Below are 17,160 nucleotides of genomic sequence, written 5' to 3'. Positions count from 1 at the left end.
TTGAACTAAAAGGAGAAAGTCTGAGAAATAAACTGTAATTTTGGCAGAACCTCACAGCAGTAACCCAAAACCCGAAGGGGGGTCAATATCACCGGAATAGGGGGTCAGTTTGCTCCGGAATATGCACCCCCGATCAATTTATCAAAGAGCTGAATCAGGGAAATTTCCCTGACTATCAGGTCAAAATCTGGTCAAAACTGACCGATCCAAAAATGCTTAATGTTAATTAAAAACGTCAACCGTATTTAGGCATCTACATTTAGCGGGGGAAATTATCGGTTGGGGGGCAAGCTGTCAAATTTGTTTAACCCTCGTCATCTTCGTGTTCTTCGCGTTCATCCTTCGCGTTCTTCGCGGTAAATCCGCTTTGGCAGTTTAAACGCAAAGGACGCGAAGGGTGTCGCGAAGGGCGCTAAGTTAAACCCCTGATGCGGGATAGGCCCGGAACTGTACAAATTCAAAGGTCCGGCGGATTTCCGTGTCGCTGATCCGTACGGCCTGCCGGCGGGTTGTGCTCGCATAACAGGGGATGCCGCACTGCTGCAGCTTCCGGACAAGAGCGTAGCAGAAGGTCTGCTCTCCCATGATGTGCACGGCATGGGGGTCGATCTTTCTCACTTTGATGTAGTACGATTCGGCGGTTTGGAGCACTTCGTCTGTGTCTGCCTGCGGATCAATGGCGGGGTGCGTCAGGTCGCTAACGGCACCAAACTGCTCTTTGGCGGCTTGCAGCTGTGCTTCCGGCCATTCAGCGGAAGGGTGGTTGGAGATGTTGAGGAGCATGTTGGGGAATTGAGTTATCCTATTTTTTGAGAGGCTTTTACTCATTTCTGCTGATGCGGTGAACCTCACCACTTTCCATTTGCTGAAGAGACTCGTACAGACGGGTTGCATTAGCCCTTGACTTAAGCAGATGAACCGTTTCCATCAGCGAATTATATTCTTTCTTAGAAATCAGCACCGCTCCTTCTCCGGAATCCCGTTCGATCACAAGGGTTTCGTTGTTTTGCTCAACCTGATCGAGCATTTCCGGAAGATGATCTCTTAATTCAATTATCTTTATATTTTTCAAAAGCTTACTAATAACAACTTGATCCTGTTCAAAACCCGGAATATGCTTCTCTACGAACCGTCGGGTTTTCTCTGCCAATTGGCTTGTTTGCTTTATAATGGCGCCGGCACTTTTAGGGTCGTCTCTCATGCCTGCGTGATTTACATCATTTCTGTAGTCTGAAGACAGTTTAATTATCTCAACAATCTCGGGTTCCCATTGTTCAATTTTTCCTATAAAAATATCCTTTCGGATTGCATGAAGTCTGTCACTCATTTGTTTGCGCTTATTAGGCTTTACAGTCTCTTCACTGTGCAGGACGAGCGCCAAACCAATAAGCAATTCATTGATCAGTGTTAAGGCCTGCTGATACTGATTTACTTCCAGATAATGATCTATCATAGCAAGCTGTGCCTGAATCCCTTGTTTGCTGTAAATAGCTGAAATGTCAGACACAGGAGCCGCGTACTCATCAAGCTTTTGAAGTATTTCTTCCGCAAAAAGCTGCAACGGCTGCGTGTGGGGCATCATTTGCAGATCCAATTTCAATTCATCGGTCATGGTTCGAGCCCGTGATGCTTCCTGCATCACTTCAAGAGGCCTTACAACCGAGAGCGACTGCATAATTCCATTCACATAACTTCCAAAATTAGTAAGCCCTTTTGCCTTGTGAAGCTCATTGTTCTTATAGCTTCTGCCATGCAGATTTTTCAAAATATCTGCAAGATCAGATCCATCCCCCTTTTCGATAAGGCGCCTGATACCAAAAGTCCAGTCAATGATGTCAAGAAACGACGTAATATCAAGCACTTCGTTGGTTTCGCTGCCTTTTTCAAACAAGCCATACCTGATTGCTTCGACCCTCACATTTTTTTGAAAGCGCAGAAAGACCACAACTGCGAGTGCTACCATAGGCTGTATCCTGAACCCGTGCGTTACATCAACCACAAGACGACTTCCCTCCGGAACCTGCTTAACAACTTTTCCAAATAAGTCCCAAAGCTCTGACTCGGACTTTCCGTCAGGTATAGGAACAAAATCCTGCACTTGAAAACCACAATCTATCATCCCCTGCCTGTGCTTTTCCATTGCAAATGTGGTCGCAAAAATGAAATGCTTTTCAGGCTTGTAATGATCATTTATGGCCTTTTGAATATACCTTTCTTGATAATGCTTTTTATCGATGATATAGGTGGTCACCTCATACGAAGTTGTGCCTAAAAAAGAAATTGCCAATAGTTTACCCATTCGTGCACCTAAATTAATTATTGATATTTATTCACATTAAGCCTAAAAAAATAGCACATATACCTTCTGCCGAGAACTAACTACATTTTCAAAGAAATACGTAATATTTTTAAGACAAATACTAAGACAGCTATACAATAGCAATTTCAAACCGACTTGCCCGCGCATTTTCAATTTGCTCTTTATCAGTTTTACGCTCATCGAGGGTTATGCATCCTAAAATTTCATCCAAGACTGAATTATCAGGATGATGTATCTCTTCCTGTGCAGCAGAAGCTTTTTGCAGGTAGTCTTCTACCATTTGAGAGAGGCTGATGCCCTTTAATCTTGCCTGCCTGCGTGTGCGTTCGAGGGTCTCTTTGTCAATCAGCAGCGTAAGTTTTTCTTTCATTGATTCGGAGATAGGTTTAGAAGATTTCACTACAAAAGGTACAGAAATTTATCTTCACACGCGCACCACAATCCTTTCCCACAGCCCCTTCACCTCCCGCTCCATTTGGTTGAGATTGGGGCCCTGAATGAGGGTGATGCCGTAGTCGCGGAGTTTTTCGAGCAGTACTGTGTTGGTTACGGGATACCAGCTGATCAGCGCGCCCTGACGGTAGCGGGGGCCGTAGGTTTCCATGATGCTGAAGAGGTTGGTGATGGCTTTCTGATCTACCCGGCCGGCCTTGCATTCCGCAAAGAGGGGGACCGCATTTTTGACGGCCATCACATCGATTTCATTTTTGACGGTATCCTCCATTTTGCTGCCGCGCTGTTTCTCGGTTCCGGAATCCGGTCGGATTTTCACGTTGGCCTGCACATCATCGTACTCGCCGGTTTCGGTCAGCCAGCTGCAGACCAGGTCCTCCAGCCAGCCCCCGGCAAAGACCTCCGCCCAGTAGGTGCGCTTCTTTTGCGGAAACAGCTGCCCTGCGAAGCTGACCTCCAGCTGCGTCGGGTTTACGGCATCCGTAAATACCGACAGCGGACCCGCTTCCAGATTCGGGCGCCAGTCCGGAGTTTTGTACACCGGCGCGTTCCGGAAGGCTGAGGCGCCGGAAAGCAGGGATTTCACCCCATCGGTTTCCCGGTTTTCGGCCAGCCAGCGGCAAAGTGGCAGGCGCTGCGCCATCACCCGCTGATCGCTCACGGCCCGAAGCCCGGCACCTTTGAGAATCAAAACCTCCTTCACCCGCAGCTGAAACAAAAACGGTATTTCGGTGTGCACGGCACCGGCTGTGCGCCACATCCGCTCTTCCTGCGTATCTACATAGAGCAGCTCCGCACCGTCATCGCGGAAAGCAAGGTACAGCTGTACCGCAAGCGGTTTGGGCCCGCCGGTATAGTTCAGGCAGCAGGCCTCCCCGCCTGAACAAAGCTCCGCGGCAAGGGCTGCCGCCTTTTCCTGAATCTGCGCCGGGTCCGTAGCCGGAAACTCCCGGAGACGTACGGCTCCCCCACTAAGACCGTATTCGGTGAGGAGCAGGCCCCGAAAATCCTCCGCCTGCTTCACCGAATCTTCGGTGTGAATGAGCACGAGCTGCGAAGGCCTGAGCTGCAGGAACGCCAGCAGATTGGGTGCCGGCTGACCGCCGATGATGCTGAGGAGGGTCATGGCAAGGTGTTTGGGTTAGGTGGGATTTATGATGTGCAGGGGGAGCACCGATGCCATCAGATCAAAATCGCGGTCATTGTGCAGCAGCGGCAGCCGGTTTTCAATACAAAACCCGCCAATCACAATATCATTGGTTTTGCGGATGGTGATTCCTTTTTGGCGAAGCTTCCTGAAATAGAGGGCATACCGGGCCGCCCGCTCCGGCGTAAGCGCGGCAGCTTTCGGCAAAGGCGCAAGCAGTGCTTTTGCGGTGCGGTAATCCCGGTCCGACCGAAAGCCCTGCAGCAGCTCAAGCAGGATGATATCCGGCATCAGGATGAGTTCGCTTTCCAGCAGCTCGTCCAAAAGGTCAACGACCGCCCCCGGGCGACCGTTGAAGTAATCAATCCAGACAGAAGTATCACAAACGACCATAGCTCATAGCTTGCTTTCCCGCATCTCATCGAGATCGCCTTCCCAGCTGAGTTTGCCTCTGTAATTGCGGATGCGTTTCTGCTTTTCGCGCTGAACAAGCACACGCAGGGCTTCGTGCACGATTTCCTTCTTGGTGGATAAACCGCTGTACTTCACCGCTTCATCCATGAGTTTGTTGTCGATATCTATATTGGTACGCATGGCAGGGTATAATTTTTAGATCTATGTGTATAGAATAGGGTATTTATACACATGATAACCATTTTAATCCGGGATGTCAATATTGTGGGGGCGTGCAACCCGTGGGGGCGTCCTAGTGGGGGCGTCCCTCGTGGGCGCCCCTACGGAGTGCACATCGTAATCGCCCCCGCAACTTCGGCGAAAACGATAACCGTATATCCTCGTATAAGTGCCCCAGCACGGGCTATTTCTACCCGACCCGCACAAGGTTCGGGTTTTGTGGTTAAGGACTTACTTTTGCTCCACCATAAGCCAGCCCATCACCGTTTGTGGCTGACCGCTGCGGCTCAGCACAACCTTGCGGGATTTGGGGAATTCAGCGTCTCGCCGGCCCAGTTTACTGTAAACAGCACGCAGGTCGTCCAGGAGTTCGTTTTTATCCGTCGCATGGGCACCCGTCATACTCAGCCAGCCGGAACCCCAGCCCATGCGCTGCATCCAGGCAACTTTGTCTTTACCTTTGTTTTCTTCCATCACAGTCTTGATTTCATCCTGTATGATCTCAAGCTCTTCAACAACTTTGCTCAGCGACGGAATCTCTTTTGCGGCATCTTCAAAGTAAATCAAATCTTCCTCAACCAGCTCAAGTGACAGCTTATTGCAGCATTCGGCAAGCATACGGACTGATATTTCATCAGGCCAGTTTATGGCTTCTTTGGCGGACTGATCTAAACTAATGGATGAGCGGGCAAACACATCTTCCCCTAACCTGACCCCCGCCAGCGCTATTTTCGTAGCCTCACGAAGGTTTCTGAAATTACTTTCCTGCCTTGGGCCTACACCGAGCTTTTTCCACATAAAGCCGTTCCGGACCTCATTTACTACAGCTACGTTAAAGACCTCCATTTCATCAGAGCCAAACACACAGTCAGCCGGCCTGATGACCCGGCCGATATCATAGTTCGGGTTCAAACCCTTCTTTCCCGTAGAATTATTAACCAGCAGCTCGTTCTGCAAATCCTGAGAGGCAAATTTATCTCCTTTGGGCTTTCCGAATTTCGTAATCAGCTCAAGATATCTGCGCTTGTTACCGGCCATGTTTTTCTTTACAAAATAATGGTGAAACAGAGCCGACTTCAGGCTTCCCTTCACGCTGCTTCCCGGATACATGGGTTTACCGGTGCCGGTAAGCACATTCATAAACAGCTCGTTACCTTCACAGTGGCCGATCAGCTTTCTTTTGGTGAAGTCCTCTGTTTTCAGGTTGCGCTTTACCATGTAAGATTGGATGTCCTGCTTTGCAATGGCCTGCTCGAGGGAAGCGAGGTTATCTATTTCATGGCTGAACAGCTTGTAAAGGTCAAGCAGGAAGGTGCTTTCCCCTTTGGTAATAAAGTCGAGATTACGAATCAGTTTGTCACCCGACCCGACAAAAACCGGGGTAAACGGGTAAACCTCGAACTGAAAGGGCTGAACCTTACTGCTTCTGCCTGTGAGTTTTTGGAAGTCAATTTGCATGTTGATTAATCAGAGGATTAACTGACGGTTTGGGCAAGGCCGGGCCGGTAAAGACCCTGCCTTAAAGCATGGTGGGGATAAAGAAACCCCTGCAATCGCGGTAAACATCATGAGCGATGCGGTCGCTTTCGGGGATAAGTTCGGAAGAGCTGTCGAGTACCATAGGAACGGACCCTACCGGTGACCCGTCCGTGCCGGTAACAAGCAGTGCACTTTCTGCAATTGCTACAACGGGGGAGCGCCGGAGGGAACTGCCGCTTACCCAGCCCGAGCGGTTTACAATGGCATAGGCCGAAGCCTCCCAATTGATGGCGGCAACCTTGAGGCCGGGGTTAAATACACCGAGATTGAGCCATTTATCGGCTTTTCTGTTAACGGTGTATTCACGTTCGAGCACTTCGGGCAGAACGCTGAAATGCCCCATACCAACGGTGCGGTCGGCACCCAGACCTTCATCGCCGAGCAGCCTGAGCAGGCCCATAAATGTATCTTTCCATTTTTCTTCAACCTGAATGTGCATGCTGAACAGCACGGAGTTCGAAAAATGGGTTTGCACATAGTGAAACGGCACGGATGCACTTGTTACCCTGTCAAGCGTAACGCGGGTTCTCGCCTGCTGATCGTAGAGCTTATCAGCCGTGAAGCTGCGCTGCTCGGCAAGCAGAACCTTGCCGCCGAATGCCAGGCGTTTGTCGTTTGCATCTTCAGGAATATCCATATAATCGCTGCCTCCGCGACGCCATTTTTCGAACAGCACCTCGTCAATCCAGTCAATAGATTTGAACATCTTGTGTTCAACCTTTGAAGGGTCGATGCTCACGCCAATCGGTTTCGGGTAAAGCTGCACGCGGTTTCCGTCCGCATCCACCACTACCGGGAAGCAGGAGGATATGCGGAACGGCAGCTCTTCCGGAAATCCGGGTACTTCCCCGAACTGCCTGAACCACAGATAGATGAGGGCAGAAGAAATCGTATCAGCCCTCGGAAATATATCCGTTGACTCATGGCCAAGCCCTCCCGTCTGCAGATGGAAGGGAGCCAGAGGTTTAAGAAATACTACTTCCGTTTTCATTACGCTGGGGTATAAGGTTGGGCTTCGCGGTTCTTCTCGTAATCATCAAAGGTTTTCTGGGTAACAGATTTCTCAAACTTCTCCCAGTTAACCGAAACCTGACCGCTGCCCCGTGAGCCTTTACCGCCGAGATAATCATCTTCCAGCAGTTTGAGCCCCATCACCACATAGTCCTTCATTTTGGCTTCGTCATCACCTTCAAAAATGTTTAACACGATCTCAAGATGAAAAACCGCACCGGCCGGCACACGCTCAAGCTGCCGCGGCATAGCTGCTGAGGTTACCCGGTCAATAACCACTTCCGTCTTCACTTCCGTAAAGAGCATGTCGGTGTGGTCCGAATTGCGAAGCTCTTCTGCTGAGTTTTGATCCATACGGGCATCACGTACAATAATCCGGCTGGGGATATTTTTCTCGTTCCCTTCTGCACTTCCGTAGATCATCGGGATGATGTCTTTGGCACTGCCGTCAATTTTCATGTAAGGACCGGATTTAACTGCTCCCATATTTGAGTCCTGATAAGCACCGAGCAGCTTTTCTGTAAGGGAGCGCATTTTACCTTTTACACTGCTGCCCGGGATGACGGGTTCCTGCGTGAGCACATCCCGGATTACAATGGCATCAGCGCCACCAATGGCCATTGCAAGGTTGCTGCCGCCAATGTGCAGACCGCTTACGGCCTTGAGTTCTGCTTTGAAAAAGATTTTTTTGAGTAGTTTTTTCATGGATTATTTGCCTCCGTATGCTTTGTGATATGCGAGAATCGCCTCGAATACACTTGCAAGGTTATTAAAAGCTTTGGGGCGCTGCTGTTCCTCTGTTGCGGCAACAGCATTTACGCCAATTTTGATGATCTCACTCAGGCTTGCATAGGTGCCGCCTTTATCGTTTGCCCGGGCCGCAGCATAGGCAAGTTTAGGCCGCAGCATCATCAGGGAAGTGTCATCAAACTTCATTTTCAGGCGGGTGATCTCGCCATAAGCGATGCGTATCTGAGATGTGGAAACAGCATTGAACCCGCTGCGGTAACCGCCACGATCTAATTGCTTCGCATCTGCTATAAACTTGCCTATATCTTCAATAAGATCAATATCTGCTTCGGTGCGCACACCTGACTTCACCCAATCGGGCATTGATCTCTCAACATCGCGCATTCTTCTGTATGCCATAGTTGTTATGAGCTTACTTGGTTGTGGTTCTTGTTAAGTTTTGCATCCAGCGGGTTATGAGGGGTACCAGATGGATAATTTCGGGTTTCATTGGGAGGCCCTTAAAGCGGGTGGGCTTCCGGTCATTCATGCTTCCCACAAACAGCCAGGAAGCAAGATCAGCCATCTCGGCTTCTTTCTTGTAGGACTTGCCCATGCGCTGTAGCTGATAAGCTGTGCGCCAGCGCCAGCGGCCGTAGTGATAATTCACGTGATAATCGGCCGAAAGGCGCCTCATAAAGCCCAGCAGCGCACGGCTTTTCATTTCCTCCTGCTGCGTAATGAGGTAGCGCATCAGGTCTTCGGTAAGCCGCAGGTCTTTCCAGTCGAGCGGCACACCGTAGATACAGAAAGCGTCTTTGCCGGCCTTTCCGCTTGCGTCGGGCAGCTTCTTCGCATCCTTTTCATCCGTTTCCGCATTCTGAGCCGCTTTATGAATCGGGTACTTGCCATGCACCACATGCATGCCCCCGGAAATACTAAGGCGCTCATGCTGATTGGTGAAGGCCTTGAAATCGTCGTAAATCACACCTGCGGTCTGATGCGCCATATCCCAGCGGGTAATCAGGAACACGTCGTCCCCGCCGGCATAAACAGGCAGGATGTGGTTGTTGGGCATGTCTCTGCGGAAATCCTTCACCGTCAGCTTGTCGTCAAGGGCTTCCTTCCGGCTGAAATGCTCTGAAAACAGGGTGTTCATGTAGGCCGAGAAAAACCAGTCGAGCAGGCTGCTGAGGGTACTGTAGCGGGAAATGCTGCCCCGGTGTTTCCCTTCATCATTTGCAGGCGTGAATCCGTCGCGGAACATCACCCCGAGGTTGTCAACATCCATGCGCACGATCGCCATGAGGTCGTTCTGCCCGTCTTTGGCAATGTCCGTGAATTCAACCGGTTTGTCATTAACCGTGTTTTCGGGAATCCAGGCCGCGCCGTAAAACTGATAGCCGAAGCTCACATCGCTTAGCTCAGCGGCATGCGCAAGAAAGTCCGTTTCGTTCAGGCACTGAATTTCTAGCACACGGGCGTTGGCGTTTTTAAGGACGGCAATTTTAGCCGGACTCAGCTCCGAAACCACTTCATAAGAAATCAGGTCGCCGGGATAATCACGGTCCAGAAAAGCGAACAAGGGTCTGATTCCCTTACCGCCGGCGGTTTTAATGAGGTACCGGGCTCCTTTGAGGGCCTTACCCAGCTCAAGCTGCTCTTTCACATACCGGCTCACCTTAATGCGGTCGTCATCATCACCGTACTCCCGCACTTCGCTCTTGTCGAGGTCGATACCGGTAACATGGCAGATATGCTCGGCGGAGGTTCCCTTCACTTTCTGTGGTCTGAAAAAATCTGTATCAATCACCCTTGCATACCTGCGGGACTTATCCTCTTCTATGCGGGCATAGGCCTCCGACACAAGTTTACTGTACCGGCCGTCTTTAAAAAACTCACCCGCTTCAAAATCGACCGAGCCGGTTGCGAGATACAGCACACCGTCAAAAATCCGCCTGAGTTCGAGGTTGGCTTCCTGAATGAAAGAAACCGCATCATCAAGCAGCGCATCATTTTTGGGCAGCAGCATCTGAAAACGGCCGCCGCTCTTCATCAGAATATGGGCGGGCTGAATATCGTAGAGGCGCAGTATTTTTTCGATGATGACATCCTGCAACAGCCCGATGTAGAAGGAGCGCCCCTTCAGCGTTTTGGCAGCCCCTTTGGAGCTGATCTGATAGATGAATTTCTGAATGCCCGAGAAGTCACCGGCTAAAAGGGTGAAACGCCCGCCGGTTTCAGCCTTTAAGGCGTCCGTGCTTTTGGGGAGCGGTGCGGCGGTATGACTGTCGAACAGGCAGGATGCAATCACCGCTGTGGTTTTGGCATGATCATACAGAGAGACGTCTGACATGCTGTTGGTAGCACTCGGGATGCACCAGGTGTACTTGCGCAGCAGATGATCGAGGCTGCGCAGGAAGGCATTGGTGCTGCCCGTAGGGAGTGTTACAAACTCTTTTTCGAAAGCCTGCCAGAGGGCGGCGTACTGTGGCTCCATGCTTTCATCGAGCGACTGCCTGCGAACCGGAAAGCTGCTGCGGCCGGTCGTCATGGCCTGCATCGGGAAATAGCTGCGCTCATCGGGCTTGCGGACCCTGAAAACCGTGTCGAAAACATTCAGCAGCGGAATCTTTTTGTACTTGTACGTAACAGACTGCTGCGCTTCGTCAGACTCCTCATCGTCGCGCCGGTCGTGACCTGACGACAGGTGGTCGGCAAGCATGATGATGCGCTCCCATTCATTCAGGTCCTGCCGGTGATGCCGGGCCGAGAGCCTTGCGATGCCTACGGTTTCCCCTGCGATCTGAACCGACTCCGGAATGATGCTGCGATGCTTCAGGAAGAAAGCATAGGTGAACAGGGCATGTATATGGGTGGCGTAACCGGCCTTCCCTTTGGGGCAAATATCCCCTTCGAGCTGTAACACCTCATTCGGCAGCACCTTACGGCTTTGGCTTGCACGCTGCCAGAATTTACCTATGTCGTGCAGCAGGGCGGCAAGGTAAATGCCCTGCCTTGCGTTTAGTTGGAGCATATCTGTGAATTCGGATTAATTTGAAATCTTTTAGATGGATGATAAACCGTTGGCACCTGCCTCAGCCGGCAGCTGATGAGCGCTGCTCTTCGGCACGCCCCGCCCCCTTCCCATCCAACCGCCCCGTATGCCCCAAACTTCCGAAGCCTACGCCGGTCATTTCGCCGGCGCCTACGGTCCAGAGGAATTGGAGGGCTTCGGGGGTGCCTTCGGCGAGCAGGGGGCAGACCGAGGCGCGGTAGTCGATTGTTTTAAGGCGCACGAGCTTGGTCTTGGGGTTGCGGTAGGCCGGGTCGAAGCGCAGACGGAGCGCTGCGGCTTCGGGTAGTTGGGCCTCTTCGGCTTTGCGGCGGATGCGCTGCTGCAAAATGCGGCTGCTGTCGGGGTCTTTAAAAGTTACGTGCGTGCGGCTTTGGTCGTCTTCCACGCGGCGCAGCAGCACCGGACTGTCGCTGAGGAATCGGTGCCGGCCCGATGAAAAATCGGGCGGGGCCAGCGGCGTTACCCGGCGGATCTCCATGCCGTAGAAGCGGAAATCTTTGAGCAGCAGTCCGCGCACGAGCCGCTCGGCAATGGCGTCGTTATGGATGCCGATATCCCAGCTTGTGCCCTCACTGAACCAGAGTCCGCCGCCGCTCGCCCGACCGCTGCGCAGCCAGCCCAGCGAATACAGGCTCAGCATATCGTGCAGCTCGTTGGGGCCCAGCCAGTGATGAAAAATACCGCACAGTTGGTGCGCATAGTTAAAAGGTACCGCTTCGGTATTGGGACTCAGATGAATTCGGAATTTCATGGCTTGCTTTGGGTGTGAGGCGTTCTGTAGCGATGGAGAGAATAAGGAAGGAAAGCGGCTGATGCAGCAGCGGTACCCCCTGTTGGGTAAAGGTCCTGAACCGGCCTGCTGTAGTTGCCCTAACTTTTGATGGATACTTCTTTACTGAGTTCCGAAAGCCGGAAACCTTACACCTCAAAAGCGCTTTTTTTGAGGGTTCTGCGGATATCTCCGCTTCCGGGATTTCAGTGATTTGTAAAGCTTTGTCTAAATAGGGCATTTAGGTATAAAAGGCAACACGCAGGTTCAAAATTCGGACAAGATATGCGGCAGGGAACGCAATACCTTCCCTAAACACAACGCAAACATACGCTTACTTTTTACGATTTCCTGCGGTGGTAACGTGCGGTAACGTTACCGGGCTTTTGGGTCGCAGTGATGAGTGACCCTCCCCTGCTGAAGCGGCTTCGCACCGGCCAAAAGAGGGCGGCAGGCTTCGGAACGCATCCCCCTGCCCAATATCCGCAAGGGCGGACTTCCGCCGCTCCCTCCGCTTTTTTACAAACTGTGCGCCCGGGCGCACACCTCCGGTCTATGGGAGCTATCCATCCCATCCCCTGCCCTCCCCTTATGCAAAGGTCCGTTTGCACCGGGTGTGGAAACGGCCAGACAGTTTTGGCGCCCTAAAACCAGCTGATGCTGCGGTACCCCCATAACTTAACTTACCACCGCAGGCTCAGCCTGTCCGGAATAGCGAAAATCAAACCAGCAAAAGGATGCTGAGTATGATGGCACCCCAAATGATAATTTTGACGTAAGTATTGAGGCAACCCAGCAGTATTCTTTCATATCGCTGCCGCCCAATAATTCTGTCTATCAAATAATTTTCTTTCAACCCGCTTTGAGGTTTGTATCGAACCGCTTCATATACAGGTGGTATAAAAATAAGCCCAAACAGAAACAAGTAGAAGGAAGCAAACAATGAATCCGATGATTCTGTATCAAAAGATAAAACTAATGCAAAGGCTATAAGCAACAAACCAATACCCCATCTCAAGACGACCCATAGTTTTTTTAATACTTCCACAATTCTGCACCTTATATTTTTTTGAAAAACATAAGCCAATAATAATCTTGAAAAACAACAAGATAAACCACAGATAGGGGTCAGCATGGACCGGAATATCCAGTGAAACAGATGCGAAGGCCCTGTTGTGGGATATCCCACTATTGGGTACCTTTAGGCACTACCTACAAGTAAAAAAAAAAATCATGGAACCTACAATTAAAGAATATGATGCCCGATTGGACTCCAAGAAGCGCCTGACACTTCGGGGGGCAAAAACGATGTATTACCGGGTTCGTGAGAAAGAGGATGGTACGATTGAGCTTAGCCCCCGGGTGTTGGTTCATCCTGAGGCCATATCTCAAAAAACGCTGACTATGATCGATAAATCGATTGACCAACTGAAGAAGGGGAATGCGTCAGGACCGGTTGACCTGGAGGAATTGAACAAACTCCTGGATTAATCTCCTGTTTGCTATTCGCATGGGGGTGCCTGAGATGGAAGCGTTTTGGCGTTCGTTGCTTGAGAAACGTAAAGCCAACACCCTGAATGCTGACGAGCAGGAACTATTCTATCGCTTCGGTAAAGCCATCACAAACCTGAGTGCAAACCCCAAGCACCCCGGCTTACATACGCATCAGATCGAACCATTGAGCAGGAAGTATGGCATGAAAGTATGGCAGTCGTATTTAGATCAGGGGAAAACAGCGAGGCGTTTTTATTGGGTGTATGGTCCGAATCGAAAAGAGATTACGATTGTAGGAATCGAGCCTCACCCGGAAGACGGAAAACAGGGTGCTTATGCCCGAATTAAATTATCTGAGTTGCCAGAGAAGTAGCGCATTACAGCGCGCGCTTGTGTTGTTTAAGAGCCCCTTAAATGCCGTTTAACGGCCGTTTAAAGCAGCTTCCATTTTATGCCATGCCTTCCCACACAGGTACGGCTAAGCGCATCCCTGAAGAAGTTTCGGTCCCCTTCCGGTTTGGGCCGGCGGGCGGGACTTTTCAGCTGTATTTGTGATTTATTTGTTTCCCTTTGCCCGGTTGTGCGTTTTGCAGAGCATCTGACAGTTGGCGGGGTCCGTTGCGCCGCCTTTGCTCCATGCGGTAACGTGATCGGCGTCCATCTCTTTGAGGCTCCATATTCTTGCTTTGTTGGCATCATGCCCGAGGGCGCAGAGCGGACAGTTAGAGATCCCCTTCGCCTCCGCTTCTGCGGTCTGTGCGGTGTACACCTTCCTTTTGGTGGCATCATCAAACACCCTTACTTCGATCAGTTTGGTATCAAGCTCCCCTCCGAGGATGAACTCAAAAATACCTTTCCGGCTCCTGATGTACGGGTCATCCATCAGGCGTTTTACCGCTTCCGATACCTTTTTGGGATCATAGGGTTTTCCGTGATAGGCCTCATACAGCCGGCCCCACTCCAGCCCGCACATCTCTTTTTCGGTATCGGTGAAGACCCCCGCCGCCCAGTTGATCACCGTAGTGAAGTAGGTTTTCAGCGGTGTGATATCCGCCTCAAATCGGTGCGCGCTCATGTAGCCGGAAACATCCCCCTTGCTCACCCACGCAAGGGCGGTGGCGAGGAAGTCCTGCCGTTCTACCTGACCCGCAACAAAGGCGCTCCACTTTTTCACGTTGGCGTTCGATTTGTTGCTGAACTCCGCCTTGGCAGCAGTTACAAACGGACCGGAATAGACCGCGTTGAGCAGCTCCTGATCTTTCAGCGGTACCCCGGCAATGTTGATGGTTTTGAACCATTCTTTGATCTCCGTTTCAGCGCCTTCGCATTCATAAATCAACAGCTTTGAATCCAGTATTTTTGCCCTCAGATCGGCGGCGAGGCCTGAAAAATACTGCTCCATCCCGTTTTCATCTTTCACGGCAAAGCGGTCGGTAACATAGCGGCCTATGCTTGTGATGCGCTGCTGACCGTCGAGCACTTCAAGCCTGCCATTTTCAAGTTTGTTGAAATAAATAAGCCCGAGCGGATACCCTTTGAGGATGGATCTGATCACCGCTGCATCTCTTTTGCCGTCGTTGTAGATGTAGTTTCGCTGATATTCCGGCTGAATGGTGAGCTTTCCGGCAAGTCCGAACAGCCCCTTGCCCTCAAGCTCGTTATAGACGAAGCCTTCACACAGCGCTTGTACGGTGATGTCGGTGCGGAGGGTCGTTTTCATGTGCCAGGATGCTGAATGAATAATCTTTTGTAAACTCTCTGACCGTTTACAAGTGCCTGAGCAACGCCACTGCTTTCAACCCAAAGCCCGTTTGAAAACCCCTTGCCTTCACTTTCAGTTGCACCCAGAATCTCAAACTGATCCGGATTATACTTATCCAAAAAGCTGATCGGCACGCCCATCACGCCCGTATAATCACTGGGGATGGCATCGGTGAAGGGCACTTCAATCGCATCATAATTATCATATTTCAGATAGGCGGGCTTTGATTTAAGCTTGTTGTTGAAGCGGATGTTATCCTCCATCGTCATCAGCTGCAGCGGCTGATGCCTGCGCCCGTGATCGAGATTGGTGTACCAGCACGAATTCCCCAAACGGGTATAATCCCCCTTATAGCCGAGGCGCGCTGCTTTTTGGCGGTCTTTCTCATCAATGGATGTACCCGGCGGCACGGCAAAAACCATGTCAGTGCCATTGCCGGTAGCCCCAAGCCAAATTTTGTTGTCTTTAATGAGGGGGAAAACTTCCTTATAGGTAATCGCATTCATGTTTCCGATAATCAGAAACTCCTTTTGTGATTCAACAATCCATCCCAAAAAACGCCTGAACAGCGAAAAAGGCGGATTGGTGATAATCATATCGGCTTCATCGCGCAGGGCCATGAGTTCTTTGCTTCTGAAATCACCGTCGCCGTTCAGGTACTCCCATTCGAGGTCCTCCACATCAATCTTCCCGTCGCCGTAGGTATCGCGCGTGAGGGTGAAAATCTTCCCGTGTGTTTTGGTCTTGCTGTGATCGAACTGAGGGGCTTCCGTCTCAAAAAAAGTAGGGGCATACCCGGCCTTGTAGGTCTTGCTTTCAACGGCATAGCTTGTGCTGATGAGCTTTTTTAAGCCAAAGCGCTCGAAGTTTTGGGCAAAATACTTGGTGAAGTTGCTCCATTCGGGGTCATCGCAGGGAAGCAGAATCGTTTTGCCCTGAAAAACCTGCGGATCAAAATCGAGGTACGCGCTGATTTCCTTCTCGATATCGTGATACTGCGTGTAGAACTCGTCGTTTTTGGCCCGTTTCGCCGCTGTGAGGTGCTTTGCCATAGGTAAAATGTGGAAGGAAGTAACTGACTGACTGACTGACTGACTGACTGACTAATTAACAATTTTGGGTCAAGATATCCCCTGCGGACACCGAATTCAAGGCTTCCCCCAAAAACCCATCCTCCCGCCCCCCCGCAATGACCACCCAAAACCCCCGTCAGCCCTGCAAGCGGGGGGTCAGCATGCTCCGGAATGTGCGGGATTTCAGGGTTGGATTGATGGGGGATGAGGATGCCACAGAGGTGCGATTGAGAGACCGTATTTACGGTTGGAGCTTTCACGATGCTCTTTGTCACAATGCCACATAGGTACGATTGAGAGCGGCTTGGTGACGGAAGTTGGAGCGAAAAAGGTCATGTCACAATGCCACATTGGTACGATTGAGAGCAAGGCCCTGCACACCCTCGTGTTCGAGCGGTCAAAGTCACAATGCCACATTGGTACGATTGAGAGGCGTAAAAATTGCCCTTAAAGCGGAAAGCATTCCGGGTCACAATGCCACATAGGTACGATTGATAGGAAAGTATGACGGCTATAAGGCCGACCCTAGATTTGCGTCACAATGCCACATAGGTACGATTGAGAGTTTCTGTATCGCCACATACAACCAAAACGGATATTTTGTCACAATGCCACATAGGTACGATTGAGAGAAAGTAGAAATAGTAAGAAGCGAAGCTTTCGAAGACGTCACAATGCCACATAGGTACGATTGAGAGAGGTAAGATCCCATGCCAAGTCTTTTCGCAGCCCTGTCACAATGCCACATAGGCACGATTGAGAGTCATGGGCTCTACCGCAACCCCACACCTAAACAAAAAGTCACAATGCCACATAGGTACGATTGAGAGCTCGACAAATGGGATAACGACCGATCACACAGCGGCGTCACAATGCCACATAGGTACGATTGAGAGAAAGAGAAGCATTTTATAATGAGTCTTTTATATCTCAGTCACAATGCCACATAGGTACGATTAAGAGGCAAACGCAAAAAACCAATTGCCGTTCTATGTTAACGTCACAATGCCACATAGGTACGATTAAGAGCTTTGAGGTTCAAACCTCACCAATGTTTGCCAATCTTGGGTCACAATGCCACATAGGTACGATTAAGAGCCGCGCCTAACACCCCAAGCCCTGACCTAAAAAATCAGTCACAATGCCACATA

The 17,160-nt window shown here is 50.7% G+C and carries 17 protein-coding genes and 1 CRISPR repeat array; of the genes, 2 read left to right on the top strand and 15 right to left on the bottom strand.

The features are described 5' to 3' along the window. Window positions 1–417: 417 nt before the first annotated feature. The 13 genes from LAT75_RS11485 to LAT75_RS11425 form a co-directional block, all read right to left on the bottom strand. Window positions 418–783, bottom strand: a complete 366-nt coding sequence (locus tag LAT75_RS11485) for a hypothetical protein (RefSeq protein WP_291482808.1) — start codon at window positions 781–783, stop codon at window positions 418–420. A 37-nt stretch (window positions 784–820) separates the two neighbouring features. Beyond that, on the bottom strand, window positions 821–2,299 hold the full coding sequence (gene csx2 / locus LAT75_RS11480; protein ID WP_291482807.1) for a TIGR02221 family CRISPR-associated protein: 1,479 nt from the start codon (window positions 2,297–2,299) through the stop codon (window positions 821–823). A gap of 130 nt (window positions 2,300–2,429) precedes the next feature. Beyond that, a complete protein-coding gene (locus tag LAT75_RS11475; RefSeq protein WP_291482806.1) occupies window positions 2,430–2,690 on the bottom strand; it encodes a DUF6364 family protein in 261 nt (86 codons plus the stop codon). A 54-nt stretch (window positions 2,691–2,744) separates the two neighbouring features. After that, window positions 2,745–3,899, bottom strand: coding sequence for a DUF1887 family CARF protein (locus tag LAT75_RS11470; RefSeq protein ID WP_291482805.1), 1,155 nt, complete (start codon window positions 3,897–3,899; stop codon window positions 2,745–2,747). Window positions 3,900–3,914: 15 nt separating this feature from the next. Further along, window positions 3,915–4,313: a PIN domain-containing protein gene (locus tag LAT75_RS11465; RefSeq protein ID WP_291482804.1), complete on the bottom strand. Its 399-nt coding sequence runs from the start codon at window positions 4,311–4,313 to the stop codon at window positions 3,915–3,917. Window positions 4,314–4,316: 3 nt separating this feature from the next. Beyond that, a complete protein-coding gene (locus tag LAT75_RS11460) occupies window positions 4,317–4,514 on the bottom strand; it encodes a type II toxin-antitoxin system VapB family antitoxin (RefSeq protein ID WP_291482803.1) in 198 nt (65 codons plus the stop codon). A 270-nt stretch (window positions 4,515–4,784) separates the two neighbouring features. Then, window positions 4,785–6,011: a type III-A CRISPR-associated RAMP protein Csm5 gene (gene csm5, locus LAT75_RS11455; protein WP_291482802.1), complete on the bottom strand. Its 1,227-nt coding sequence runs from the start codon at window positions 6,009–6,011 to the stop codon at window positions 4,785–4,787. 61 nt (window positions 6,012–6,072) lie between these two features. After that, window positions 6,073–7,083 carry a hypothetical protein gene (locus LAT75_RS11450; RefSeq protein WP_291482801.1) on the bottom strand — a complete coding sequence of 337 codons (1,011 nt, stop codon included), beginning with the start codon at window positions 7,081–7,083 and terminating at the stop codon, window positions 6,073–6,075. Next, entirely contained in the window at window positions 7,083–7,808 is a 726-nt protein-coding gene (gene csm3 / locus LAT75_RS11445; protein ID WP_291482800.1) for a type III-A CRISPR-associated RAMP protein Csm3, read from the bottom strand. The genes LAT75_RS11450 and csm3 overlap by 1 nt, the downstream gene beginning before the upstream one ends. A gap of 3 nt (window positions 7,809–7,811) precedes the next feature. Beyond that, window positions 7,812–8,252: a type III-A CRISPR-associated protein Csm2 gene (csm2, locus tag LAT75_RS11440; RefSeq protein WP_291482799.1), complete on the bottom strand. Its 441-nt coding sequence runs from the start codon at window positions 8,250–8,252 to the stop codon at window positions 7,812–7,814. 13 nt (window positions 8,253–8,265) lie between these two features. Continuing rightward, a complete protein-coding gene (gene cas10 / locus LAT75_RS11435) occupies window positions 8,266–10,869 on the bottom strand; it encodes a type III-A CRISPR-associated protein Cas10/Csm1 (RefSeq protein WP_291482798.1) in 2,604 nt (867 codons plus the stop codon). 61 nt (window positions 10,870–10,930) lie between these two features. Next, window positions 10,931–11,662, bottom strand: a complete 732-nt coding sequence (gene cas6 / locus LAT75_RS11430) for a CRISPR-associated endoribonuclease Cas6 (RefSeq protein ID WP_291482797.1) — start codon at window positions 11,660–11,662, stop codon at window positions 10,931–10,933. A gap of 739 nt (window positions 11,663–12,401) precedes the next feature. Beyond that, window positions 12,402–12,728 carry a hypothetical protein gene (locus LAT75_RS11425; RefSeq protein WP_291482796.1) on the bottom strand — a complete coding sequence of 109 codons (327 nt, stop codon included), beginning with the start codon at window positions 12,726–12,728 and terminating at the stop codon, window positions 12,402–12,404. Between the two features lie 185 nt (window positions 12,729–12,913). Here LAT75_RS11425 and LAT75_RS11420 point away from each other — a divergent pair, with 185 nt between their 5' ends. Both LAT75_RS11420 and LAT75_RS11415 read left to right on the top strand, forming a co-directional pair. Beyond that, window positions 12,914–13,171 carry a hypothetical protein gene (locus tag LAT75_RS11420; protein WP_291482795.1) on the top strand — a complete coding sequence of 86 codons (258 nt, stop codon included), beginning with the start codon at window positions 12,914–12,916 and terminating at the stop codon, window positions 13,169–13,171. Between the two features lie 19 nt (window positions 13,172–13,190). Further along, window positions 13,191–13,547, top strand: coding sequence for a hypothetical protein (locus LAT75_RS11415; RefSeq protein WP_291482794.1), 357 nt, complete (start codon window positions 13,191–13,193; stop codon window positions 13,545–13,547). Window positions 13,548–13,730: 183 nt separating this feature from the next. Here LAT75_RS11415 and LAT75_RS11410 read toward each other — a convergent pair whose 3' ends face one another. Continuing rightward, entirely contained in the window at window positions 13,731–14,894 is a 1,164-nt protein-coding gene (locus LAT75_RS11410) for a DUF262 domain-containing protein (RefSeq protein ID WP_291482793.1), read from the bottom strand. Further along, window positions 14,891–15,988, bottom strand: coding sequence for an adenine-specific methyltransferase EcoRI family protein (locus tag LAT75_RS11405; protein WP_291482792.1), 1,098 nt, complete (start codon window positions 15,986–15,988; stop codon window positions 14,891–14,893). Before LAT75_RS11405 ends, LAT75_RS11410 begins: the two co-directional genes overlap by 4 nt. 225 nt (window positions 15,989–16,213) lie before the next feature. Then, window positions 16,214–17,107: direct repeats of the CRISPR family, unit length 30 nt; unit sequence GTCACAATGCCACATAGGTACGATTGAGAG. Between the last annotated feature and the right edge of the window lie 53 nt (window positions 17,108–17,160).

Origin of the sequence: Cyclonatronum sp. (genome assembly GCF_022565315.1) — a bacterium.
GTDB lineage: Bacteria > Bacteroidota > Rhodothermia > Balneolales > Cyclonatronaceae > Cyclonatronum.
This window is presented reverse-complemented; position numbering and strand designations above follow the sequence as displayed.